Here is a 24,369-nt window from a genome sequence, read left to right as displayed (position 1 = left end):
GGCTCACCTCCTCGCGCGCAGCGGGAAGCGTCCGGAGAGCCGGGTGAGCGTGCCGGTGAGCCGCCCGATGTCCGCGTCCGAGTTGAGCGCGGTGACCTGGATGCGGAAGCCGACCCGGTCGCGCGGAACCAGGGGGTAGGGGGCCAGGGTCACGTAAATGCCCTGGTCCCACAGGAAGTTGGCGACCGCGTCGAGATCTGCGGAGTTGGCCAGGGGGATCTCGACGATCGGCAGTCGGTCCGTGTTGAGTGTTTCCGCGCCAAGACCCTGCACATGGTCGAGCACGCGGACGGTCTTGCGGTGCACCTCGGCGCGGATGCCGTCCCCGCGGCGGTCGTTGACCTCCAGACCGGCCAGCGCCGTGGCGAGGGACGCGGTCGGCGAGGGCCCCGAGTACAGGTAGGGCGCCGCCGCTGTCTTGAGATGGTTCTTCAACCAGGAGGGCAGGGCCAGGAAGGCCAGCAGCGACGAGTAGGCCTTGGAGAAGCCGCCGACGAGTACGATCCCGTCGTACGTCTCACTCGTGTGCCGGACGACGCCGTTGCCGCGCGACCCGTAAGGACACGGCTCGTGCGGCCCCCGCTCCCCGATGACGCCGAAGCCATGCGTGTCGTCGATGTACAGCGTCGCGTCCCGGCTGCGGCAGACGTCCGCCAGCCTGGGCAGATCGGGGATGTTCCCACTCATACTGTTGACGCCGTCCACGCAGACGAGGCGCGATGAACCGCTCGGCACGGCGCGCAGCAGGGCGTCCAACTCGTCGGGCCATTCGGCGTGGAACCGACGCAGGGTCGCGCCCTGTCCACGTGCGGACACGCAGCCGTCGTACACGGTCCGGTGCGCCGTCGCCTCGATGAAGACATGTCCCCGGCCCGCGAGGACAGGGATCACCGAGGCGTGGATGAGGGTGGCTGTGGGCAGCAGCAAGGTGTCCGGGGCGCCGAGCAGGGCGGCCAGACGTTCCTCGATCTCCGGGTACAGACGTGGACTGCCGAGCAGCCGTGACCAGCTCGGGTGCGTGCCCCACCGGCGTACGGCGGGCTCGATCGCGTCGATGATCTCCGGATCGCAGTCGAAGCCCAGGTAGTTGCAGGAGGCGAAGTCGATCAGCCAGTGGCTTCCGCTGCGGATGTGGCGGCCGTGCACCTCGTCGAGGACGGCGTCGCTCATGGGGCTGGTCTGCCGCAGGTGTTCGAGATCGTTCCCCGGCACACCGCGTCGTGCTCCCGGGGGTCCGGATTCCGCTGCGGGCATGTCGGCCTGCTCCTTCCGTACGGCGGGGAGCGTTTCCACCCTCCGTCCGCCGGCTCGGCTCCGGCCCCGATCCCGGCCTGCCACCGTGCCCTCCGCCCCCGCTGGGATCCGCTTGCCGTTTCGGTACCGCAGCAGCAACTTGCTCTGCTCCACCGACATGGGCCGCGCGAACAGAAAGCCCTGCCCGAACCGGCACCCCATCCCGGCCAGCAGATCCCGCTGTGCGGAGTCCTCGATCCCCTCGGCGATCACCTCCAGGCCCAGCGTGTCGGCCATCCTGACGATGCCTTCGACGAGTGCGACCTGCCGGGTGTCCAGTGTGATGTCGTCGATGAACGTCTTGTCGATCTTCAGGACGTCGATGGGGAAATCCCGAAGATAGCGCAGCGAGGAAAAACCTGTGCCGAAGTCGTCGACGGCGATGTGCACCCCGAGGTCTTGGAGGGATTGCAGCACCGCCTGGATCTGTGTGTCCTGACGCATCAGCACCGTCTCGGTGACCTCCAGCCTCAGTGACCCCGGGGCCAGCCCGGGAGTCCGGAGCGCCTGGTGTATCTCGTCGAGGAAGCCGGTGTCCCGGAACTGCCGGGCGGACACGTTGACGCTGATGTACGGCGCGGCAGCCTGCCCCGGCAGCCGCTGCAGACCCGCGATGTCGGAGGTGGCGTTCTGCAGGACCCAGGAGCCCAGCGGTGTGATGTGTCCCGTCTCCTCGGCGAGGGCGATGAACTGTTCCGGAGGGACCGGGTTGCGCCGGGCGTGAGGCCAGCGGACGAGTGCCTCGAAGCCGACGACCACGCTCGTGGCCATGTCCACGACGGGCTGGTAGCGCAGGCAGAACTCCTCCCCGGCGATCGCGGCGTCGAGGCGGGCCTGCATATGGTGTCGTTCCGCCATCCGTACCCGCAGCCGCGGCTGGAAGCGGCGCCACTGGCGCTTTCCCGCCGTCTTCGCCGCGTAGAGAGCCAGGTCGGCGTGGCCGAGCAGCTGCTCGGCGTCCGTGCTGTCCTTGGCTGTGGCCACGCCTACGCTTGCGGAGACGCTCACCGAGTCCTCGGACAGGTGGAACGGTCTGCCGAGGGTCTGGACTACCTGCGCGGCCAGCAGCTCGGCGTCGAGTGGCTGTTTCGCGTCCTCCATCAGCACGGCGAACTCGTCACCGCCGAGGCGGGCCGCCGTGTCGCTGCGGCGCAGGGCCCCCGACAGGCGCTCGCCGACGGCGATCAGCAGGTCGTCGCCGGTCGAGTGCCCCATCGTGTCGTTGACCACCTTGAAGTCGTCCAGGTCGATGAAGAGCAGACAGGTGAGTGTCGACTCGCGCCGGCCGCGCAGCAGCGCGCGCTCGATCCGCTCGAGGAGGAGTGTCCGGTTGGGTAGACCGGTCAGCGGGTCGTGGAAGGCCCGCTGTGTCAACTCGTGCTCCAGGCGGCGCTGATCGGTCACGTCCCGCAGGGTGACGACCAGGCCGCCCACGGTGTGTTCCTCGCGCAGATCGCTGCAGCGCACATCGACCTCGATGCGTCCGCCATCACGGAGCACCCACCAGTGGTCGTGGGTCTCGGACGGTCCTTCGCTCCGCATGGCCTCGAACCCTCTGGCCACCCGCTGCCGGTCACTGGGATCCACCAGGTCCGGAAGTGCCGTACCGACCAGCTGTGCGCCGCCGAACACGGCCCGGGAGGACGGGCTCGCGTACCGCACCGTGTTGTCGTCCTCGACGATGAGAATGACGTCCGAGGCCTTGCGCACCAGGGTGCGGAAGTACGCCTCGCTCTCCTGGCGGATGATCTCCTGGCGCAGCGCGATGCGCTCGGTGGCCAGACCGGCGTGCGAGGCCAGGATCTCCAGTGAGCCGCGCATCTCCGAGAGGTGCTTCTCCGGTCCCGCGGCCAGGAGCACGCCCGGCAGTTCGCCCGGCGGCCGGTCCGGAGAGACCATGGGGCAGACCAAGACGGTGGGCAGGCCCCCGAGCGCGGCGACGATCTCCTCTCCGAGATCGGCCGAGGGCACCAGGCGAGTCCGATGCGGCGCCGGGTCCCTGGCATGCTCGGCCGACAGCAGCAGCGTCGCGTGCGGAACCTTCGGCCCGAACAGTTTGCTGACCGCCTGGTCGCAGGAGTCGGCGATCTCCTGCGGCTGCACGGCCGACACCAGTGAGGCGGCCGCCGTACGCAGCGCCAGCTCGCGTGCCACGGCCTTGCGGTGGGCCACGACCATGCCCGCCAGCCGGAGAATGACCAGCAGGAACAGCACACCGGAGAACGCCGCGATCATTTCCGCGTCCGGTGCGTGGCCCGCGAGGCTTTCAGAGAGCAGGATTCCCGGCGCGATCAGGGTCGCCACGGCGAGCATCAGCAGTCGGCGCGGCGGCGGCAGGAGGGACTCCCGCTGCTGCATGGAGGCGGTCAGCTCGACCATGGACGGATGGAGCGCGGCCAGACCCCAGGCCGTGTAGAAGACGATCCAGCCGAGGTCGAGCAGCGTTCCGGCCTGCCACATGTCGTTGAGCTGCAGAATTCCGTACGCGATGTCGAAGCCGAGCAGTGTCAGGGTGCCGACGACGAGGAGCAGCACGGCGCGGTTGCGCCCGGACATCGGGCTGGGGGCGAGCAGGCGGGCCAGGAGCGCGAGCACCAGCACGTCCCCCAGCGGGTAGGCGATGCTGATGGCCCGCTGCTGCCAGGTCAGCCCCTCCAGGCGCGTGAGCGGCTGTACGAGGAAGACCCACACCGGCAGCGCGAGACCGGCGGTGACGATCAGTGCGTCCAGCAGGCTGGGCAGGTCGCGGCCCGTCCAGCGGTACCGGACGAGGCCGAAGAGACCGGCGGCGAAGAGAGGGTACGTCGCGAGATAGCAGGCGTCCGCCGGGGACGGGAACGGGTTGGAGGCGTCGAAGTACTGCTCGGACACGTTGTAGTAGGTGTCGCCGGCGGCGAACGTGAGCAGTCCGGCGGCGAGCAGCCACCACGGCCACCGGTGCGCCGGACGGTGCACACGGACGCCGATGAGCACACCGGTGACTCCGGCGACACCGATGGCAGCCCACATCAGGGTGCGCGCCGCCGGGACGGTCAGGTAAATGGCCGTGGCGGCCGAGACCAGCACGCCGTACGCGACCATCAGCCGATGTGCCCGCAGCATTGGCGTCGCCTCCCCGCGTCGGAGGCCACTGGGTCATCTTCCTTGGTCTGGCGTCTTTCTCGATCTTAGGCATGGGGGTGGGGCGTTGCATCTCGTGACTGCTTCGTCGGAGGCATCAGTCCTTCGTGTTCGGGCGCCGTGCCGAGCCTGCGTAGCCGCTGGGGTTGAGCTGCTGGAACCGCCAGGCGTCTCGGCACATGTCGGCGAGGTTCCGGGTGGGGTGCCAGCCCCAGGCGCGTGCCACGGCGGTCGCGTCGGCGACGAGTTCGGTCGCGTCGCCGGGGCGTCGGGGCGCGACTTCGTAAGGAATGGGTCTGCCGCAGGCTTCGGAGAACGCGGCGACGACGTCGAGGACCGAACTTCCCTTGCCGACACCCAGGTTGTACACGCGCATGCCCGGCCCGTCGGCGAGGTGGTCGAGTGCCACGCGGTGGGCTTCCACGGTGTCCATGACGTGGAGATAGTCGCGGATCGCGGTCCCGTCGGGGGTGGGGTAGTCGTCGCCGAACACAGGGAGTCGTGGCCGTCGGCCGACGGCCACCTGGGCCACGTACGGCATGAGGTTGTCGGGTGCGCCGCGTGGGTCCTCGCCGAGGAGTCCGCTCGGGTGGGCTCCGGCCGGGTTGAAGTACCGCAGGCACAGCACGGTGTACTCGGGGCACCGGTGGCAGACGTCGGCGAGGATCTGTTCGCAGACCCACTTGGAGGCGGCGTAGGGACTCGTGGGCCGGGCGGGGGTGGCTTCGTCGAGCGGTCCGTGTCCGGCATCGCCGTAGATCGAGCAGGAGGAGGAGAACACGAGCTGGTGCACCCCGTGGTCGTGCATGGTCCGAAGCAAGGCGGTGGTGCCGCCGACGTTGGTGTCGTAGTACTCGATGGGCATCCGTGTCGACTCGCCCACAGCCTTGTGCGCGGCAAAGTGCACGACGGCGTCCACGGAGTGTCGGTCGAAGACGGCAGACAGGGCGCGCCGATCACGGATGTCCAGCTCATAGACGGCCCCGACGAAACGGCCGGCGATCCGTTCCACGCGGGCCAGGACCTGAGGTGTGCTGTTGGAGTAGTCGTCGACCACGATCAACTCGTAGCCGTGGTCGAGGAGTTCGACGCAGGTGTGGCTGCCGATGAAGCCGGCTCCGCCGGTGACCAGGATCGTTGACGGTGCGCTCGGCGGTCCGTGTGCCTTCTGGCGTCGGTCCGTGTTCACTGCGCCTCACCCGCCCGGGACGGCGGCGACGTACGACGGGTGAACGGGGAGAACGACGTCTCCCCATGCACAGGGGGACTGGTGCGCCGCTGTCGATGGGAGCGCCGGTCCGGTGATCATCATCAGGCCGGAGGACGGGTCGTGCGACATGGCGGGAACGAGGCGCAGGTGTCGTCGGCGAGCGGCAACGAGGGGATCGCTGTCGCCGGAGCGTCCCGGAGCAGCCTTGGCGTGGTGACGAGGAAGTACGTGGGCAGTCCCGAGGCGGCTTGGTTCCGGCGGGGGAGTTCGGCCGCGCGGGGTGCGTTCAGGAGGGCGTCGCGGTCCGAGGCCCGCGCACGGTGATGCTCGGACTTGAGAAGGTCTGCCCTGACCGGCTGGCTGCGCGCCATGGCTCGACGCTCCTGAATGAGAGACGATGAGCGCTGTACGTTTACGACGTATATATACAACTCTGCGCCTTTTTGTTCCAGGCGTCAAGGGCTGCTGAGGGGGCGCCTTGCCGGAGTGGGACGCGGAGGAGTCAGTCAGGAGTCCGGCCGGTGGGCCCGCTCCGCCTCCACCCGGGTGAAACGATCGAGCAGGGCGTCGAGTCCGGCGGCCAGGCCCTCCGGTCCGCCCCGTTCGGCGAGGGTGGTGGCGGCTTCCCGGAGCCTGGGCAGTTCCTGGTGTGGCATGTTGTGCAGTCCGAGGCGGAACGAGGGGTCCGGCTCTTCGGGGTTGTCCACCATGGCCTGTAGTTCCACGGACACGTAGCCGAGGACCCAGCCGGTGAAGGCGCGGAAGGTGGCGGCGGAACGGGTCGCGTCGAGTCCGGCGTCCTGAAGCAGGGTGAGCACCCGCTCGTGATGCCTCAGGACTGCGAGCGGTCGCCGGGCCAGCGGGACGGCCAGCATGCGCGTGGAGAGCAGCGGCACCACCTGGGGGTGGGCCAGGCAGGTCTCGTACGTCGCCCGCGCGAGCCGGTGGAGCTCGGTGCGCCATGCGGGAGCCTCGACGGACGCCGTGCCGGGAGTGGATCCGGGGCCGGCGGCCAGACGTTCCTCCAGTTGGAGGTGGACGGCCTCGACCAGGCCGTCCAGGAGGGCGTCCTTGCTTGCCGCGTACCGGTAGAGCGCCATTGCCTCGACGTCGAGCTCGGCACCCAGACGGCGCATGCTCAGCGCCGAGAGGCCTTCACGGTCCACCAGCTCGAGGGCGCTGGCCAGCATGCGCTCCCGGCTCAGCCGGCCGTACCGGCCTCGGTCGCTGGCGCGGCGCGCCGGGGCGGCTCCGGCCCCCTCGCCCTTCCGTCGCGGCTTCCGCTGCTCCTTGGCCATGCCTCGCCTCCGGGTGATCGGCCCGTGCCATGTCCCGCTCGGGTGGAGCTCGTGTTGACTCTATGCACCTACGGGCGCAAAGTGTACGTATACGATGTAAATATACGTCTTCTGGGCGTACGGCCACTCAACGTGCTGCACACCGGGATCGCCTGGGACGTGGAGCGACGGTTCGCCGCGGGATGCACGAGCGTCACCCAGCTGCACAGCGAACTGCTTGCCGAGCACGCCCCGGTCACCTACGCCATGGTCCGCGCTCACATCGCCACCTTGCGCACCGCACCGTCGGGCACGCCGCCCCCCGCTGCCGTCGGTGCGGCAGGTGACCGGCTGGTTCATCCGTCACCCCACGGCCCTGAGTGAGGAGGACCGCGCCGCCTTGAAGGACGTCCTGGCCCGCTGCCGCGAACTGGACAGGGCCGCCGGGCATGTTCGCGACTTCGGCGAGATACTCACCGGCCGCCTCGGCGGCAGACTCCCCGCCTGGACCGACGCGGTCGACGCTGCCAGTTGACCGCCATCGCGGTGGCTGAACCGTTCACGGACGAGTTCCTGGACGGTCTGCCTCCCCTCCTGCGGCACCGCGCCGCCCGTAACGTGGGGAGGCTGGCTGGAGTCGCTCTGGGGAGGTGGATGTCGCCTCCGCCAGGGCGCGGGTGTATTCGAGATCCCAGACCAGGCTGAAGGCCGCCAGTGACGGTCGATCGGCGTGTAGGACGTGGAGCAGACATCCTGCTCCGATCGCGCCAGTGACGACGCACCGGTGAGCCGCAGGCGGCCGGCAGACCCGACGGGCGAGGCGTAGCAGCCAGTGCCGGTGGCGCAGGCCCTCGCGCACCGACGACAGCCGTTGCGAATCGGGTACGAGCTGATCGATGAGAACGTCGAAATGTGCGCTGAGGGCTGGGATGCGGGTCCACCTCCGAAGGGTGCGATCGCTGTCGTGCCAGACGATGGCGTCAGGAGAGAACGCGAACCGGCGGCCCAGTCGGAAGAGCCGGAAGCCGAGTTCGATGTCCTCCTGTCTGGCCAGACGCTCGTCGAATCCGCCAACAGCGCGGAAGTCCGCGCGACGAACCGCGAGGTTGCCGGTATAGCAGTGGGTCCACGCCGAGGTGCTCTCGCCGCGGCCCAGCCGAGCGTATTCCCGTCCCAGACGATCGGCGTCCCAGTGCGTCCAGGGCGGTAGGCGCCGCCCAGGCGGGGAAAGGATCGGGCCGAGGGACACCACGGATCCGGCGGCACGGCGCAGTGCGGCGTGGTGCCGGGCGACCAGCTCGGGATGGGAGATGCAGTCGTCGTCGATGAACAGCACGTACGGTGCGTCCGACAGGGCCACACCCCGGTTACGGCTCGCGGCAGGCCCAACCGATTCCGCATTGCGGATGACCCGGATCCGGCGGGTGGGGTGGGACTCCTCGACGCGACCCACCACCGGGTCCCGGCTGCCGTCGTCGACCACGATCACACCGAAGTGCTCGAAACTCTGGCGCCAGAGCGCGCCGAGACAGGCCGCCAGCTTGTCGGCCGGGCGGTCACGGGTCGCGATGACGACGTCCAGCTCGGTGTCTCGTCCTGGTCCCTGCATGTCCGCCATCACGTCCGCCTTCCCGGTGTGCGCATGTTCAGCGGCCGTCCACGGCCACATCGGGGCGTCACCTGTCGTGCTCGGGGGGTGTGTAGTGGGAGAACCAGACCGTGCGACGCACGTCGCCGATGGCGAGCAGGTCCGACACGGTGATGTTGCGCAGCCCGCGCCGCGCCAGTCCGCCGATGAGGAGTTCCGTCATCCTGGCGCGGTCGAACGGGGGGTGGGGACTCGCGCCCTCGTCGATGCCCGCGCGGCCGTCGTGCGCAAGGACAATGGTCCCCTCGGTGGCCTGGGTGATGACGCTGTCCGCGACTTCCCGCTCGCTTCCACCGCACCAGTCGAGGCTGTCCAGGTCCCAGACGACACAGTCGAGGCCGACGTCCCGTGTGCCGAGATAGCTCCGCAGTGTCTGTGCTCCGAAGGGGGGCCGGAACAGCCTGACGGGAGCGCCGGCGATCGCTGCGAGTTCCGATGCCGCCAATTCGAGGCGCGCCCGTACTGCCTGGCGTGACAGGTGGGCGAGGCTCCGGTGATCAGCTCCGTGCAGTGCGACCTCGTGCCCCTCGGCGACCATACGGCGGACGAGTTCAGGGTGCCGACGGGCGTTGCACACCAGCATGAAGAACGTCGCGTGGCACGCCCGGTCGGTGAGGACGTCGAGCACCTGCGGGGTCCACGTCCGGTCGGGCCCGTCGTCGAATGTCACGGCGACGTAGGGGAGGTTCGTACGCACGCGCCGGATCGATCCGAGCCAGGGGCCGGCGAGTGCGTCGACGGTGTGCCGCGCCGCTCGGCGGCCCCGCGGCCCCAAGATTCTCCGCATCGACTCGACCACGCCCGTGGCGTTGCTCATCGCGTCCTGTCGCATGACGCACCTCCACGGCAGCGACCTGTCGGCAGACCCGCTTCGGGGGCGAATCCGCGGGCGCGGCATCGACCTGCCCTCTCGTTGATGTCGAAAGCTCCGAAGGAGCCGCAGGAGCGACGCACGCGGGGGTCGCTCGCGGCGCCGATCATGTCCACCATCGGCGCACCACCTTCTCGGCTTCCTTGTCGCGCGGCGTGTAATCGAGCACGTCATCCCGGCTTCCGTGTGGCGTCACGTCCCAGACCCACCAGAAGACACCGGCCCACCAGGGCTGGCTCCGGAAGCTCGCGAGCAGCGCCTCGTAGCCGGCCGCCTGCTCCGCCTGATCCGGCGTCGCGCTGATCGTCCAGGAGTACGGGGCGGTGGTGGAGCCGCGCTGGCTGACATAGCCGGCTTCGGTGAACACGATCCTGCGACCACGCTCGGCCGCGAACGCCGCCAACTCCTCCCGGATGGGTCTCCAGGTCTGCTCCAGCGCCTGCACATCGTGGGTGGGCCGCGTGCTCAGGGGCCAGTAGGCGTCGACGCCGATCAGGTCCACGGCGTCCCAGAAGGCGACCCGGGGGTACTCGTCGTAGTTGGCCGCGTACACCAGCGGCCCCGGATAGCGGGCACGCACGGCCCGGATGACGCCCAGCCACTTGTCTCTGTCCCCCGAGACCCCCTCCAGTTCGGTCCCCACGGCGAATTGCTCCACTCCGGTCCGTCCGGCCAGATCCGCGTAGTGGGTGATGAAGTCGGTGTAGGAGGCGAACCATGTCGCGTGGTCGCGTGGCCGGATGAGGCCCCGGCTCTCGGCGCCCGGCAGATCGACATGCGGTTTGAGCAGGACCTTCAATCCGCGGTCGTGGGACAGGGCGATCACCTTCCGCACTCCGGCGTCGTCGGGCGTCTGCCATACCGCACCGGCCGGCGCCCGGGTGATCTCGTCGGCATCGGCACTGGCCTGGAACCACGTGGGTGTGATCTGGACCCATCCCGCGCCGACGTCGGCGATGTCGCGGAGATGGCGCTCGAGTATCTGCGTATCGCCGTAACCGTCACGGGAGTACGTGGGCAGGGCGAAACCGTGTTGTCGCTGCTGCGCCGAGCCGGGTACGGGGTCACCGGCCCATCCGGACGTCGCCGTGGCGACGAGCACGATGCTCAGCACGGCGCCGGCCAGGCACCGTGCGTGGCGCGTCAACGCACCTTGCGGACCAAGGCCCTTGTCACGAGAACACCTGGTGGCCGGCACGAGGCATCGTCTCCTCACATCCGCGGCACACGCAGCCGGGCCTGCTCCGTCGTACCGCTGCGGGGCGACAGCGGTCTCCCCGGGGTGGCATCGGCACCACCGCTGAAGCAGATGGCGACCAGCAAGCCCATTACCGCGGTGACACCCAGAGCGTCGAAAGCCGGAAAGGTCACGCTGACGAGGAGAAGCGCGAGCAGGGCCGCTCGGCTGCCGATCCTGAGGGTGTGCCACCGCCACTCCTCGACGGGCGGGCCCCGCCGCACGACCGCCGCTGCGATCACGAGCACGACGAAGGCCGCCGCCGGTATCCCGACCTTCCATGCCAGCCAGAGGTAGCCGTTGTGGGCGAAGGGGGTCGTCAGGGTGCTGAACGTATCGTCCTTGCCCCAGGTGATCGTGGCGCCGAAGCCCGATCCGGTCAGGGGTCGGCTCTTGATCTCCTCCCCGACGATCTGCGACTCGATCACCCGGTACTCGTAGGACTTGTCGACCTCGAGCCGAGTGACCGAGACCAGGCGTTCCGCGGCCGTACGGACCTCGCCGGGCGCGAGCGCGAAGAGGCACACGAGCAGCGACACGGCACCGATGGGCACCCACCTCGCCGCGATCCGGCGCGCATGGGCCCCCGACATCATCAGCACGACGGCGCAGGCCACCGCCGCGGCCACCCAGAAGGTCCGCTCGTACGTCAGCCAGGCGCAGAGCGCGTTCAAGCACACGATCGCCGCCAGCAGCCACCGCACCGCGGTCGACCGCACGCGACCGGAAACCAGGGCGGCCCAGGCGAGGGTCACGGCGACCGGGTACGCGTACAGCCCGCCCTGCAGCGAACCGCGGCCCGATGACGTGAGGTCCACCCCGCGGCGTACGCCGACATCGGCCGCGCTCGTGTAGCTGATGGAGAACCCCCACTGGATCAGCCCCCAGGCCCCCAGAGCCAACCCGAGAGCGATGAGTCCCTTCTCGAGACGTCGTCGGGCCGCCTCGTCGCGGACCACAGGCCACGCCAGCACGAACGCACCCACGCCGAGCATCACACGACGCGCTTCATGACCCGCCTCGCTGACGGCGGCTCCGTGTGCGATTCCCCATGCCAGGGCCCCGGTGAGCACCAGGGCGACGGCCGCGGCGGTGAGGAGCGGCGCGTCGATCCTCAGCCTGCGCGAAAGGATCAGCCATCCGACCCGGCACAGTCCCAGGACGAGGAGGACGTCGGCGAGCAGCAGCCCGGGTCGGCCGGATCCGCCGACGACGGAGAACTGGTCCTGTACGGAGAAGGGCACCAGCACCGTAAGGGCGAGCAGCGCGGACAGCGCGGCAACCGGAGCCCCGAGCGCCAGCGGGATCACCACGATCGCGGCGACGGCCGCGAGCGGGTCACTGGGGAGGAGGGCGCCGAACGCGAGCGCTGCCAGCACGGCGACACACGCCGTGCCCATGGCGTGACGGCGCGATCCGGACGCGAGCGGCGCCAGGGACAGCGCCCCGTCCCGTCCGGCCGCTGCCCAGGTCACTGTGACCGCCTCCGGACGAAGGGCCGCAGCAGAGAGACCCCGCATGCCGCCAACCCGGCAGCGACCGCGGCGCAGACGGCGACGCTGTCGGACGTCCCCGAGGCCCTCAGGGGGAAGAGCATGGAGAAGGTCACCGTCACCTGCCACCCCACCGCGGCCACGATCGGGCGCACAGCATGCCAGAGGTCTCGGGCTGTGGTTCCGGCGAGCCGTGCACCGACGGTGGCGTACACCGCCACGTACGGCACGAAAACCACGAGGTGCGCGAGTGCGGCCCCACGGATCCCGTCGATCGACACGAGGACCCACAGGGCGAGCGCGGTGGCGATACAACGGGCGGCCATGACCTTCGCGCGGAAGGCGATGTGTCCGATCCCGGAGAGCGCCTCACCTATGCAGTTGTCGATGGCGTAACCGATGCCGGCCACCCACAGCACCTGGAAGGCGACCACCATCCCCACCCATTGGGGCCCCAGGACCGCCGGAAGCACCACCGGTGCGAGCAGGATGCCGGCCGGCAGCATCGGCAGCAGGAGCGCCGACATCAGGCGTACGGACTGCACCGTCCGCTCCCCGCTGGTCTCCGGGCTGGATGCGGCAGCGGCGAAGAGCACCTTTCCGACCTGCTCCGAGAATTGCGTCGAGGGTGCCATGGCGATCGTGAAGGCCAGAGCGTAGAGACCCACGAGACTCGCGTCACTGGAGAGGCCGACAATCAGGTAGTCGATGTTGGCGGCCAGCATCATGGTGGCGCCGAACAGGAAGAACCACCGATCGCCGGTGCGATCGTGTTCGTGGGCACCGGAGGGGTACGGCAACGCCGACCGATGGCGGAGACCGGGCAGACACAGCGCGGTGGTGAGCACCGCCAGCAGAGCGAACAACACCACTTGGCGCGCCACCAGCGACCAGACGCCCGCGCCGGCCAGGACCGCGGCCACGGCCACCGCGGCGGACGCGATGTTGGCGGCGGCCGTCGCCCCGGCGAGCCGCCGGAACTGCATCGACTTGTGCAGCAGCGCCGTGGGGGTGACGGAGATCGCGTGCAGAGGCAGGCAGACTGCGAGCAGCGCGACGGCAGGCGCGTCTCTGCCTCCCGCGAAGGTACCCACCAGGGGCCCCGCGGACGCCGCCATCGCTGCGGCGAGTGCTGCGCCGATGAGAAAGCAGCGCCAGAAGGTGCGTACGAGGTAGGCCCGGGTGAGACGCGGATGCACCATGATGGCGCCGTAGGTGCCGCGTTCCACCAGCAGGGTCGCGATGTAGACGACGGCCGTTCCGACCGCCACGGTCCCGAAGCTGGCGGGCGGTAGGCGTCGTGCGAGGAAGATGAGTGATCCGTAGGCGAAGGCCTGGGCGACCAGATGGCTTCCGGTCATCCACGAGGCAGAGGCGATCAGGCCGCGTCCGGTCAGGTCGCGCGGCCTGGAGACCACCCTGGTGCGGACCTTCACGGCCGTGCCGGGCTGCCGGCTGACCTCGGCGATGACCCGTCGCGCTGCCACCGCGTGCGCAGGGCGTCGACGGCCAGGCGAGCGGCGGGGGGAGCCCCCTGGACCAGGTAGCGGCGCCAGAGCCAGGGCTGCCTGGTGAGCCGCCAGGCCCACTCCAGGCAGAGCCGCTGCACGATGTCCGGGGGACGTCTGCGAGCGCCGTTGATGAAATCGAAACTCGAGCCCACACCCACGAACCATGTGCCCGGCAGGGCGGGGCGCAGATCGGCCATGACCGATGTCTGGCTCGCGAAGGGCAGACCGAGGAACACGATGTCCGGCGACGAGGCGATCAGTGTGCGCGAGAGGGCCGCCAGTTCTGCGGCCATGGTGTCGGGCCGGACGTAGCACGAGTAGGTTTCGGCGCGCAGCCCCGGGTTCACCTGCGTGAGACGATCGGCGGCCTGCTGCGCCTCGCCGGGACGCCCCCCTGCGAGCAGGACCGAATGCCCACGCGCGCCTGCTCCCGCGGCCAGTGCCCAGAGCATGTCCGTGCCCGTGATCTGCCGGGGCACCGGGGTTCTCTGGATCCGCAGCGCGACCACCAGTGGCATTCCGTCGGTGACGACGAGCTCGGTGTGTTCGAACATCCGCCGCAGGTCCGGCGAGCGCCGGTACTGTCGCAAGATCTCGATGTTCGGCGTCAGCACTGTCCCGCCCCGGCCGTCCGCCAAACTGTCGAACACCTGGTCGACGGCCTCGTCCAGCGTCACCGCATGGATGGGCATGCCCATGAGACGTGGGATCCGCCGGAGCGGCGGCGATCCAGGAGCAGGCAACGACATCGGATTCACCTCCTCAGGACTTCCGGTGAGGACACCGAGAGCTCGCGTCCGTCGACCACGACGTCGTCGCTCTGCGCGCGGCGCCTGAATCGCTCGATCCCGACGGCCGCGAGAACGCCGACGAACATCCCACCGACTCCCGCCATGCCGATCGTCACGGCTGCGGGCATCTCCTTGACGCGCACCGGCGGACTGGTCGACTCGATTCCCAGGGTGGGGTCCGCGCCGGTCTCGCGGACGAATTTGAGCAGTTGCAGCTTCCGTGACTCTTCTCCGGTGTTCGGATCGGCATCGGTGTTCCTGGCCGCGAAGGCGATTCGGCGGTCCAGTTCGGCGGAGACCGTCTGCCACCGATCCTTGAGAGCCGTCTCCGCGAACGTCTGCGCCAGGCGGACCGCCTGACCCGGGTCGGCCGCTCGGGCGGTGATCCCGATCATGTTCGTTTCGCCGACCGGCGCGACGTCGACAGCGGCGCGGACTGATTCGGGCGTCCAGCGGCCTCCGAGGGACTGGGCGGTCGCGACCGCGACGCGGTGGGAGTCCAGCAGTTTCGCGGCCATGGAGGAGGTACGGGTGGCATCGCCCGCATCACGAACGAGGCTGGTTCCGAGGAACGTCTCATCCGATTGCGAGAGCGGCGTCAGCGGCATCCTCGTGGTCGCACTGTAGGAAGGGGCCCGTGGACCCAAGGCCACCAGGCTCGCCGCGAGGGCGGCGAGCGTGGTGAGCACCACCAGTGGCCACCAGCGCGCAACGCCGCGGTTCGCGACAGCGCCCGCATCCGTTGCCGTGAAGGACCCGGGGACGAGTCGAGACACAAGCCTTGTCATGCCGACTGTCCGTATGCGAGAAGGTGCACTGTGATCGCCAGGTTCTCGTCGAGGGAGGGGTCGGGTGCCACGGCGCAGGCCAGCTGCGCATCGATGGCACGGTTGAGATCGTGCGGATCGCCCGCCTCGAACGTCTGTGAGGCAAGTTCCCGCAGGCCACCCACGTTCGCTGCGGCGGTCGGGGTGCCCAGCTGACGGGCAACCGCGAGCACACCGCTCTGGCTCGCCTTGTCATAGGGCAGGACGACGAGATCCGCCGCCGAGATCGCCGCCGCGAACTCCGCGAGCTCGAGGAACTCCACTCGTGCGGCGACGTCGACGCCGTAGGCCTCCGCGAGTTCTGCGCAGTGAGCCCACCCACCACGGTCTTCGCCCACGACAGCCAAGCGCCGATTCGCAGGCCAGTGGCGAGCACTCTCGATGAGCACGTCGAGCCGCTTCTCGGGTCGGATGCATCCCGCGAAGAGGACGACGGACACGTCCGAACCGGCCCGCCACTCGTAGCGCCACTTGAGCCGCTCATCGTCCGAGGCCTCAGGCACGAGTTGGACGAGTGGAGAACAGTACGCCTCGAGACCACGGTGGCGAAGAACCTCGACGTCCGCATCGGAGTAGACGATGATCGCGTGCGGGACTCGAAGGGCGAGCCGCAGCAACGCGCCGTCCACACGACCTCGGCGCGAGAACGTGTCGTGCGGTGAGTAGATCACCAGGCGATCCCTGAACCGCGCAACGCTCAGTGCGAGAAGTGTCAGTGCCCCCGCCGCGGCGATCCCCTCTACGTGAAGGACCGCGCCCGGTGGCACCGCGGCGTGAAGGTGCGGCAGCGTACGGCTGACGAACCTGCGGGCGATGGCGCCGGAGCGGCGAGCGCCGACATCACGATGACGCGGCCACCACGAGCACGGGCACAGGTCGACGCCCTCGATGCGCACCTCCTCGTGCTCGTGCCCGGTGTGGAGCACCACGCGCCGGCCGGACTGGCCGAGGAGCTGACCGAGGCGGCAGGCATGTTGGAAGACCCCGGCGTATCCCGATGGTTCGAACAGGTGGATCTCGGGGTGGTCGGATGGGGTCGAGCCCAGACGGCCAGGGACGTCCTCCGGCTTCCGTTGCGGACCGGACGGTGCGGCATGGGCCGGTTTCCGAGCCGGCTCCGCGACCCTTTCCGTCGTGACGGCGACATCGCCGTTCACGGTTGCGCGGAAGGACGGCCCCTCTGGGTTGGTTTGGTCGGTTTCGGGGCGCATGCAAGCAGTCTGCGGTGGTGCCGAGGCAGGTTCATCGGTAACCCGACCCAATCTTTCGCGGCGGGATACCCAGATACGCCGAGCGACGACGCTGTTACTCGGAGCCTGGTCGCCGGGACGTGCCTGCCGGTGCAGGACCGGAGCCTGCTGAGCTGCCCCACGGAGACGCATTGGGTGACCACGACCTCGAGCCTGAAGTGGGCGTGAAGGCGCTCGCGCCCGAAGATCCTTAGACTGAAGGTGTACGGATACGGGACGCATCCACACTGGGGACAGCCGTGACCGATCTTCTTGAACGCGGCGCCGTACTGCAGGAGCTCTCAGACTGCCTGGAACAGGCTGAACACGGCCACGGACAGCTGGTGCTGCTGCGCGGTGAGGCAGGTATCGGCAAAACCGCGGTCGTGCGACGCTTCGCTGAGGAGACGGGCGGTACCGGGCGCGCCCGGGTTCTGCTCGGGGCCTGCGACCCGCTCTCCGCGCCGCGCCCCCTGGGCGCCTTGATGGACATCACCACGCTGCTCGGCCCGCCGGTGACCCAGGCCCTGGAGGCGGGCTTGCGTCGACGTTCGGACCCGTGCGGAATCTTCAGCGGAGTGCTCACCGCGCTCGGCGGCCAGCCCGGAGGGCAGCCGACACTGCTGGTGATCGAGGACCTGAACTGGGCCGATCAGGCCACCTTGGACCTGGTGCGCTACCTGGCCCGGCGCATCGACCGGATCCCCCTCCTGCTCCTGGCCACCTATCGCGACGACGAGATTGGACCCACACACCCCCTGGCGGTAGTCCTGGGCGACCTCGCCGCTTTCGCTTCGGTCCACCGCTGCACACTGGAGCCGCTGAGCCGCCGAGCGGTCGCCGATTTGACGGCCGCGGCCGGGCACCCGGTGGACGCCTACGAGCTGTTCAGCAACACGCATGGAAACCCGTTCTACGTCACGGAAGTCCTGGCAGCCCGCACCCCCGGTGTCCCCACCACTGTGCGCGAAGCGGTACTGGGCCGCATAGCCCGGCTCCCCGGCCGCGCCCGGGAAGTGACGGAGACGGTGGCCGTCATCGGGCCCCGCGCCACAGAACCGTTGATCGCCGCTGTATCACCGGACGCCGCCACGGGGCTGGAGGACTGCCTGGCATCGGGTGTGCTGCGCCCGGACGGTCCGGTGCTGTACTTCCGCAACGAGTTGGCGCGCCGGGCCGTTTGGGAGTCGCTCCCGGTCTATCGGCGCGCCAGGTTGCACGGCCGCGTCCTGGCGGCCTTGCGCTCCGGCCCGGTCGACCCGGTCGATCTCGCGCAACTCGCCTTCCATGCCGAGCAGGCCGGCGACGAAGCGGCAGTAGCCGAGTACGCTCCGAGGGCAGCCGCCTTCGCCGCGGCGATCGGCTCACACCAGGAGGCCGCCGAGCTGTACGGGCGCGCCGTGCGCAACCCGGCCGCCGCACCGCCCGCACAGCGCGTCGAACTGCTCGAAGCCCAGGCTTACGAGAGCTACGTGACCGGGAGCCTTCTGGAGGCGATCGACGCCTGGGACGAAGCGGTCCGGCTGCGCCATGAGCAGGGCGACCGGCGCCGCGAGGCAGAGGACCTGCGCCGGCTCTCCCACATGCACTGGCTAGCGATCCAGGCGACAGACGCCTGGCGAGCGGGCCTGGACGCCGTTCGCGTTGTGGAAGGCGAGGGCTCGACCCGGGAACTCGCCTGGGCCTACGCCAACCTCGCCCAACTGGCCTGCCTCGGCTACGACCCCGCGGCGACGGCCGACTATGCGGGCAAGGCCGCCGAACTGGGGCTGGGCCTGGGCGAACCCGCGCTGAAGACCCATTCGCGTGTCTGTGAGGCCCTGGTGAATGTGGCCTGCCGCGGGCAAGGCTGGCAGAACTTCGAGGACGCCTGGCACTCGGCCATGGCCGAGGACGGCATGGCGGACGACGCCTGCAAGGTCGGAGCGGTGGCCTGCTGGACCGCGGCACTCCACCACGATCTGCCGTGCCTCGATCGACTGACCGTCCGCACATGCGCGTACTGCCGCGAACACGAACTCCCGATGTTCCTCGTGCTGGCCCTCGGAGCGGCCGGCTTCGGCATGCTTCACCGGGGCCAGTGGGCACGGGCCGCCCAGAAGGCGGGCGACGTGCTCGACCGGAATCCCCAACCGCTGCACCGGCTGCTGCCCTTGGTGACGTCAGCTCTGGTCAGGGCCCGCCGAGGCGACCCGGGAGTGTGGCCGCTGCTGGACGAGGCACTCTCGTACGGCCAAGAGGCGGATCTCTTCCTGGCGGGCCCGGTGTGGGCCGCCCGTGCCGAGGCGGCCTGGCTCGAAGGGGACGACAGCCGCGCCGTGGCGGAGGCCGAACACGGCCTGAAGGCGGTCACCATCGACAGCGACCCCTGGCTCGTCGGCGGAATGCTGCGCTGGTCCCGGTTGCCGGGCGGCGAATCCACGCATACGCGGGCTGCGGAACCGTACGCCCTGGAACTGGCCGGGCGCTGGCGCGAGGCGGTGCGAGTGTGGGAGGAGCTCGGTTGCCCGTACGACGCGGCGCTGGCCCGCCTCGGCGGTGACGTGCCCGCTTTGCGGCAGGCCCTGGAGACCTTCCGCTCCCTGGGGGCCCGACCCGCTGCGGACCGCGCCTGGGAATGCCTGCGGGCGGCCGGGGTGCGGCGCACCCCGTATGGCAAGCGCGCCTCGACGTGCGCCAATCCGTACGGCCTGACCAAGCGGGAGCGGGAGGTCCAGCGTCTGCTGGGCGAGAGACTCACCAACAAGGAGATCGCCGCCCGGCTCTACATCACCCCCAAGACCGCCGGACATCACGTGGCCGCCGTGCTCGCGAAACTCAGCGTCCACACACGCGAGGAGGCCGCCATCCCGCTTGACGACGACCCCTCACGGTGAGCTGCGGGCAGAGGGCCTGGCCGGCATGCACCTACGAGGCGCCATCCAAGCGCTCGGGCCGCATCGTGGCGGAGGGGGCGGCTTCCGTGTGAGCCGCGTTTCTTGCGGTTGGCCGCCTGGTCGGCACGCACCTTGATGGGACTCAGGACGGTGGCGAAGCGGGGGCCGTCAGCGGCCTGTCCGGTGGTGATCAAGAAAGACAGGGCGACAGCGACGGTCGGCACACAGGTGGACCTTGCTGGTCAGCCCGCCCCGGGATCGGCCCAGATCGGCCGCCATCCCGGCGGCGCGGTGGTGGGCACGGGCTGCCGGTGCGGAACCGCCACATCACCACGTTGAACTGCCGCCGCAGGTCTGGGATCGGGCCCCGCTTGCCCAGACACACAGGTCAATCAGCAACCTCATGATCCGAAATCCGAACTCGGCCTCCAGCCAGGACTCCTGTGACGGCGAACACTCGAAGTGTCGTTACGGCCACCTGCGGTATCTGGGTATCCCGCCGCGAAAAAATTGGGTCCGGTTACCGATGAACCTGCCCCGGCACCACCGCAGACTGGCCACACCGTGAGCCTGAAAGCACGAACCACCTCAGGCATGCGGAACAAAGCGGTGTAAATCCTCAACATCTCTAGCTAGAGCCGGACGTAGGAGAGGTGGCACATGGCGAGGCGCATCCGCGTGGTCACGTTCGTGGGCACACGGCCCGAGGTCATCAAGATGTATTCGCCCATTCGGGCACTACGCGACCTGGATTCGACCTTCGAGACGATCGTGTGCTCCAGCGGCCAGCATTCAGAGCTGTTGTCCGATGCCCTCACGACATTCGGGATGAGCGCCGACTACCAGTTGGCGGTGATGCGAAAGAACCAACGGCCTGCTGAGGTGGCATGGAAAGTGGCTCAGTGGGCCGCCGACATCTGTGACCAGCTACGCCCGGACGTTGTCATGGTTCAGGGCGACACCACGACCACGATGGCCGCCGGCCTCGCTGCCTTTCACTCCTCCACGCGAGTGGCTCACGTCGAAGCCGGACTGCGGACCTATGACAACAGTGCTCCCTGGCCTGAAGAGGGCCACCGGCGGATCGTCGGCGCGATCGCGGATCTGCACTTCGCCCCCACCGAGATGGCCGCGGCCAACCTCGTACGCGAGGGGGTGGCACCAGACCAAATATTCCTCACCGGGAACACCGGCATCGACGCGCTCTATTGGGCCCTCTCGCAACCACGTCAAACGGTCGCGCCCCCCGAAGGGCAACGTCGAATTGTGATCACCACGCACCGGCGCGAGAGCATACCCGATGGCATCAGATCCATCTTCGGCGCTGTCCGGCAGCTGGCGACTCTCTACCCTGACGTGCAATTCCAATTGGTGCGTCACCCGTCTCCGCCGGTCATCCAGATGATCCAGCAGACCCTGAACGGAACCCGTCCCCGGAACGTCGAGGTGCTGGCGCCATGCAGTTATATCCCGTTCACGCATATGCTCGCTGACTCGTATTTGATAGTGACGGATTCGGGCGGCATCCAGGAGGAAGCACCAGCCTTGGGTAAACCGCTTCTCGTGGTCAACCGTCGCACGGAACGCGAGGAGCCCCTCAGGGCTGGGACATCCAACCTTGTCGGAACCGATCAGAACGACATCGCCGCAGCGGTGGCCGCCCTACTTGAGGACCCCGTGCACTATGCGCGCATGGCCACTCGCCATGACCCCTATGGGGATGGCCTCGCCGGCGAGCGGATCGTGAAGATCCTCGGCGAGGTGTTGGCGCCATCGGTAGGAACGGAGTCCCGGCGATGACGGGGGCGCCCTCCATCACTGGTACCGGGTTGTCTGCCGAGACAGCGGAGACTGCCCGGCGCATCGAGCGATGGTTGCTGCAGAGCGGGGTTCAGATCGAGGAGGGCGCCCAGCGCGGAGCGGTCGCCGGATGGCTGGATCGGGAGGGGCGACCAGAGTTCGTATACCTCGAGATCACCGGCTACTACCTGACCACGATGGCCTGGTTGGCGTCGGGCGCGGCAAGCTCTCCGGACCGTGCCGCGGATGCACTCGAGCACGGTCGGCAGGCGTTGGGCTGGATCACCCGCAACTTGTCGGAACAGGGAGTTCCGCCGACGCGGCTGTACCTGTCGGCCGGTCGCTCCGATTGGCGGAACGCCGGCGTGTTCACGTTTGATCTGGCGATGGCAGCGCGGGGAGTCGCATGTTTCGGGGACGTCGCCCGGCACGGCGCATGGGAGAAGCTTGCCGCCGGCCTCTGCACCATCATCGAAAGCATGTGTTCGGGAGCTGCCGTCCTGCGGTCCCACGACGCGGTCGCCGGCGCGCCACTTCCCGACCGTTGGTCGACGCAACCGGGTCCGCATCACCTGAAATCGGCTGCGGCCTTGCTCCGGATGCCTGTTGGCGTGCTCGGGGCACCTCTCAGACGGGTCTGCCATCGGACCTGCGAGCACTGGGAGGCGATGTTGCAGGAAGCCTGGCCGTGCCGCGAGCTGCACCCGCTCCTCTACGGGATGGAGGGCCTGCTCATCGGGGCGCTCCATACGGAAGACGAGGCGCTGGAGGTCGTCGAGAGGCTCTACGCCCGCCTCATGGGACTCCAGACGGTTGACGGAACCCTTGCGGAGACCACGGGAGGAGGGATCGTGCGTTCAGACGTTCTCGCCCAGGCCTTGCGCATCGGGCTTCTACTGCGCAGCCGTGGATACCTGCAGGGGGACTACTGGGCCGGGCGTCTGGATGGGCTGATGCGGGCCCTCCTCGGCTTCGTGCGACCGGACGGAGGAGTTCTATTCTCAGGCGGTCAGGACATCGCCAACGCCTGGTGTGCGATGTTCGCCCATCAGGCGCTGCTCCTTCACTCCCGCAGCGCCGATCAGGCCCCCCTGGCCGCAGTCGCCTCGGAGCTGTTGGTGTGAACTCGGCGACGGCGTATGTCGCCGGTAGCGTTCCCTCGGCCCGTCTTGCCGTCAACAGTCAACCCCGGTTATTCAGCGGAATTGGGCCAGCTGACGTACTGACAAAGGGGCCGCTGCCACGTTCAAGGGACGTTCGGCTTCCACCCGCTTGGCGGCTGGTGCGCGAACACCGGAGAGAGCCTCGCGATGGAACCGTAGGGCAACGCAGGGTCGACCACCGTGGACGACCACATCCGCGTCCTCGCCGCCGCGCTGGATCAGACTCGCACTCTTCCCAGTCGAAGATCCTGGTCCGTGTTGACGGCGCGGGCGCCACCCACGGTCTGCTGGAACACCTTCGGGCGCTGAACACGAAGCGGCGCACGGTCCGTTACACGGTCGGCTGAAAGATCACGCCCGAGGACGAGGCGGCGATCGGGGAACTCCCCGAAAGTGCCTGGGAGACCTCGCTGAAGCAGGACGGCGACCTCCAGGCGGGCTACCAGGTCGCGGAGTTGACCTACCTGAACACCCGTGACGGCTGGCCGGAGGGCATGCGGCTGATCGTCCGCCGCGTGCGCCCCTCCCGGCGGCACATGAAGAAGCTGACCTCCTGCGAGCAGAAGACCGGCTGGCGGTATTCGGTCACCGCGACGAACATCTCCGACACATGTGGGGCATCGCCCGCTCTCACCAGGTCCAGTTCCTCGACGCACTGCACCGCGACCACGCCGAGGTCGAAGACCACGTCCGCACCAACAAGGACATGGGGCTGGCGAACCTGCCCTCGCAGTCGTGTCAGATCAACACAGGCTGGATGCTCGCCGCGAACTTCGCCGCCGATCTCGACACGTGGCCGCGGCTGCTCACCCTGCACGGCCAGGACGGCCTCGAAGGTGCCGAGCCGGACGCGATGCGCCTGCGCCTCTACCACCTTCCGGCCCGCCTTCAACCGGCAGAGGACATTACGGGCGGCAGGGGAATTCACGGTCGAACTGCCGAACCGATCAGAGACCGAACCCCGCTGACGAATCGAGGTCAACACCTGATGGCTACCGGGTGTGCTGCGACGGGCAATGGAACCCACCCATTGCTCGCCTGTTGAGAAAACCGCTGAGAAACCTCAGTAGGCGCCTCGGCGCGCGAGCACGGCCGGTACTGTCCTGACCAGGAGCGTGATGTCCATCAAGAGGTCCCAGTTGGCGATGTAGTCCAGATCCATCCGCACTTGTTCAGCGAACTCGACTTCGGAGCGGCCGCTGACTTGCCAGATGCATGTGATACCGGGCTTCACGAGCAATCGCTGCCGCTCCCGCGGACCATAATGCTCACACTCCTCCGGAAGAGGGGGTCGCGGGCCGACGAGACTCATCTCGCCGTGTATGACATTCAGCAGCTGTGGCAACTCGTCGATGCTCCACCTGCGAAGAACGCGTCCTACCGGGGTGACTCTCGGATCGTGACGAATCTTGAAGATGGGACCAGTGCATTCGTTCAGGTCCAGATACGCCGACCGCTGACGCTCCGCATCCAGACACATCGAACGAAACTTGAACATCCTGAAAGGCTTCCCGTCGCGGCCGACTCGGTCTTGCAGGTAAGAGACAGGCCCTGCGGAAGACAGCTTGATCGCGCATGCTGCCACCAGAAGGATCGGCGACAGCAGGATCACTGCCAGCAGGGCGAGAACAATGTCAAGAACACGCTTCCCGAGCAGTTGGCGGCTGCTTGCTGCAAGAAGGCCGCAATCGAGACGTGGCGGGATATCGGCCTCTGCGATCGGGGCCGTCCCCGAGTGGACCTGTATATCAGAGGCCTGATCGGGGGCAGCGTCGTCCTGATGAGTGTCCAAGATGGGCTGCGTGTGAGCATCCAGCGAACACAGGTTTGGCGTTGAATGGATGAATCCGTGCGCTGACATCTCGGGAATCCCGGTTCGCCCAGCGTTTCTCATCGTGACGGAGACATCGCCGTTCATGGCCGTGCGGCAGGACGGACTCTTTGGGTTGGTTTGGTCGGGTTCGGGACGCATGCAAGCAGTCTGCGTTGGCGCCGAGGCAGGTCCATCGGTAACCGGACCCAA

At 68.7% G+C, this 24,369-nt stretch carries 19 protein-coding genes and 1 pseudogene; 5 read left to right on the top strand and 15 right to left on the bottom strand.

What is annotated here, in order from left to right:
* Positions 1–3: 3 nt before the first annotated feature.
* The 4 genes from GAS53_RS37565 to GAS53_RS37550 all read right to left on the bottom strand — a co-directional run bounded on the left by GAS53_RS37565 (position 4) and on the right by GAS53_RS37550 (position 6,921).
* Positions 4–4,395, bottom strand: a complete 4,392-nt coding sequence (locus GAS53_RS37565; protein WP_225859344.1) for an aminotransferase class I/II-fold pyridoxal phosphate-dependent enzyme — start codon at positions 4,393–4,395, stop codon at positions 4–6.
* A 115-nt stretch (positions 4,396–4,510) separates the two neighbouring features.
* A complete protein-coding gene (galE, locus tag GAS53_RS37560) occupies positions 4,511–5,548 on the bottom strand; it encodes a UDP-glucose 4-epimerase GalE (RefSeq protein ID WP_151482279.1) in 1,038 nt (345 codons plus the stop codon).
* 176 nt (positions 5,549–5,724) lie between these two features.
* Positions 5,725–5,994: a hypothetical protein gene (locus tag GAS53_RS37555; protein WP_151482248.1), complete on the bottom strand. Its 270-nt coding sequence runs from the start codon at positions 5,992–5,994 to the stop codon at positions 5,725–5,727.
* A 135-nt stretch (positions 5,995–6,129) separates the two neighbouring features.
* Positions 6,130–6,921 carry a TetR/AcrR family transcriptional regulator gene (locus GAS53_RS37550; RefSeq protein WP_151482247.1) on the bottom strand — a complete coding sequence of 264 codons (792 nt, stop codon included), beginning with the start codon at positions 6,919–6,921 and terminating at the stop codon, positions 6,130–6,132.
* Positions 6,922–7,053: 132 nt separating this feature from the next.
* On the opposite strand from GAS53_RS37550, the gene GAS53_RS56920 reads away from it, so the two are divergent.
* Together GAS53_RS56920 and GAS53_RS57780 are read left to right on the top strand one after the other, a co-directional pair.
* A complete protein-coding gene (locus GAS53_RS56920; RefSeq protein WP_225859343.1) occupies positions 7,054–7,284 on the top strand; it encodes a hypothetical protein in 231 nt (76 codons plus the stop codon).
* 16 nt (positions 7,285–7,300) lie between these two features.
* Positions 7,301–7,435, top strand: coding sequence for a hypothetical protein (locus tag GAS53_RS57780; RefSeq protein ID WP_263974202.1), 135 nt, complete (start codon positions 7,301–7,303; stop codon positions 7,433–7,435).
* A gap of 24 nt (positions 7,436–7,459) precedes the next feature.
* Here GAS53_RS57780 and epsD read toward each other — a convergent pair whose 3' ends face one another.
* The 8 genes from epsD to GAS53_RS37505 all read right to left on the bottom strand — a co-directional run bounded on the left by epsD (position 7,460) and on the right by GAS53_RS37505 (position 16,489).
* The gene (gene epsD / locus GAS53_RS37540; RefSeq protein ID WP_192583458.1) at positions 7,460–8,518 is read right to left on the bottom strand and encodes an exopolysaccharide biosynthesis glycosyltransferase EpsD; all 1,059 of its coding nucleotides are present in this window, start codon (positions 8,516–8,518) and stop codon (positions 7,460–7,462) included.
* A 58-nt stretch (positions 8,519–8,576) separates the two neighbouring features.
* Positions 8,577–9,380 carry a polysaccharide deacetylase family protein gene (locus GAS53_RS37535; protein WP_192583457.1) on the bottom strand — a complete coding sequence of 268 codons (804 nt, stop codon included), beginning with the start codon at positions 9,378–9,380 and terminating at the stop codon, positions 8,577–8,579.
* 145 nt (positions 9,381–9,525) lie between these two features.
* Entirely contained in the window at positions 9,526–10,566 is a 1,041-nt protein-coding gene (locus GAS53_RS37530; protein ID WP_151482244.1) for a glycoside hydrolase family 113, read from the bottom strand.
* Between the two features lie 65 nt (positions 10,567–10,631).
* Positions 10,632–12,131, bottom strand: coding sequence for an O-antigen ligase family protein (locus GAS53_RS37525; protein ID WP_151482243.1), 1,500 nt, complete (start codon positions 12,129–12,131; stop codon positions 10,632–10,634).
* A complete protein-coding gene (locus GAS53_RS37520; RefSeq protein WP_151482242.1) occupies positions 12,128–13,636 on the bottom strand; it encodes an oligosaccharide flippase family protein in 1,509 nt (502 codons plus the stop codon). Before GAS53_RS37520 ends, GAS53_RS37525 begins: the two co-directional genes overlap by 4 nt.
* Positions 13,582–14,358, bottom strand: coding sequence for a WecB/TagA/CpsF family glycosyltransferase (locus GAS53_RS37515; protein WP_192583456.1), 777 nt, complete (start codon positions 14,356–14,358; stop codon positions 13,582–13,584). Before GAS53_RS37515 ends, GAS53_RS37520 begins: the two co-directional genes overlap by 55 nt.
* A 56-nt stretch (positions 14,359–14,414) precedes the next feature.
* Positions 14,415–14,969 carry a YveK family protein gene (locus tag GAS53_RS37510; RefSeq protein WP_192583455.1) on the bottom strand — a complete coding sequence of 185 codons (555 nt, stop codon included), beginning with the start codon at positions 14,967–14,969 and terminating at the stop codon, positions 14,415–14,417.
* A 266-nt stretch (positions 14,970–15,235) separates the two neighbouring features.
* Entirely contained in the window at positions 15,236–16,489 is a 1,254-nt protein-coding gene (locus tag GAS53_RS37505; protein ID WP_192583454.1) for a glycosyltransferase, read from the bottom strand.
* Positions 16,490–16,767: 278 nt separating this feature from the next.
* Between GAS53_RS37505 and GAS53_RS37500 the strand changes: the two genes are divergently transcribed.
* Positions 16,768–19,383 (top strand): ATP-binding protein, encoded by a 2,616-nt coding sequence (locus GAS53_RS37500; RefSeq protein WP_225859342.1) that lies wholly within the window; start codon positions 16,768–16,770, stop codon positions 19,381–19,383.
* Between the two features lie 59 nt (positions 19,384–19,442).
* Here the strand turns inward: GAS53_RS37500 and GAS53_RS56915 are convergent.
* Positions 19,443–19,686: pseudogene (locus GAS53_RS56915) on the bottom strand (hypothetical protein); the annotation flags it as partial.
* 357 nt (positions 19,687–20,043) lie between these two features.
* Here GAS53_RS56915 and wecB point away from each other — a divergent pair.
* Complete coding sequence (gene wecB, locus GAS53_RS37495) at positions 20,044–21,183, top strand: non-hydrolyzing UDP-N-acetylglucosamine 2-epimerase (protein WP_151482237.1); 1,140 nt, start codon at positions 20,044–20,046, stop codon at positions 21,181–21,183.
* Positions 21,180–22,307 carry a hypothetical protein gene (locus GAS53_RS37490; RefSeq protein ID WP_151482236.1) on the top strand — a complete coding sequence of 376 codons (1,128 nt, stop codon included), beginning with the start codon at positions 21,180–21,182 and terminating at the stop codon, positions 22,305–22,307. The genes wecB and GAS53_RS37490 overlap by 4 nt, the downstream gene beginning before the upstream one ends.
* Before the next feature lie 499 nt (positions 22,308–22,806).
* Here GAS53_RS37490 and GAS53_RS56910 read toward each other — a convergent pair whose 3' ends face one another.
* Positions 22,807–23,328, bottom strand: coding sequence for a hypothetical protein (locus GAS53_RS56910; RefSeq protein ID WP_225859341.1), 522 nt, complete (start codon positions 23,326–23,328; stop codon positions 22,807–22,809).
* Between the two features lie 81 nt (positions 23,329–23,409).
* A complete protein-coding gene (locus tag GAS53_RS37480) occupies positions 23,410–24,318 on the bottom strand; it encodes a sugar transferase (protein WP_151482235.1) in 909 nt (302 codons plus the stop codon).
* Positions 24,319–24,369: the final 51 nt, after the last annotated feature.

Source organism: Streptomyces albicerus (assembly GCF_008905045.1).
Taxonomy (GTDB): Bacteria; Actinomycetota; Actinomycetes; order Streptomycetales; family Streptomycetaceae; genus Streptomyces; species Streptomyces albicerus.
This window is presented reverse-complemented; position numbering and strand designations above follow the sequence as displayed.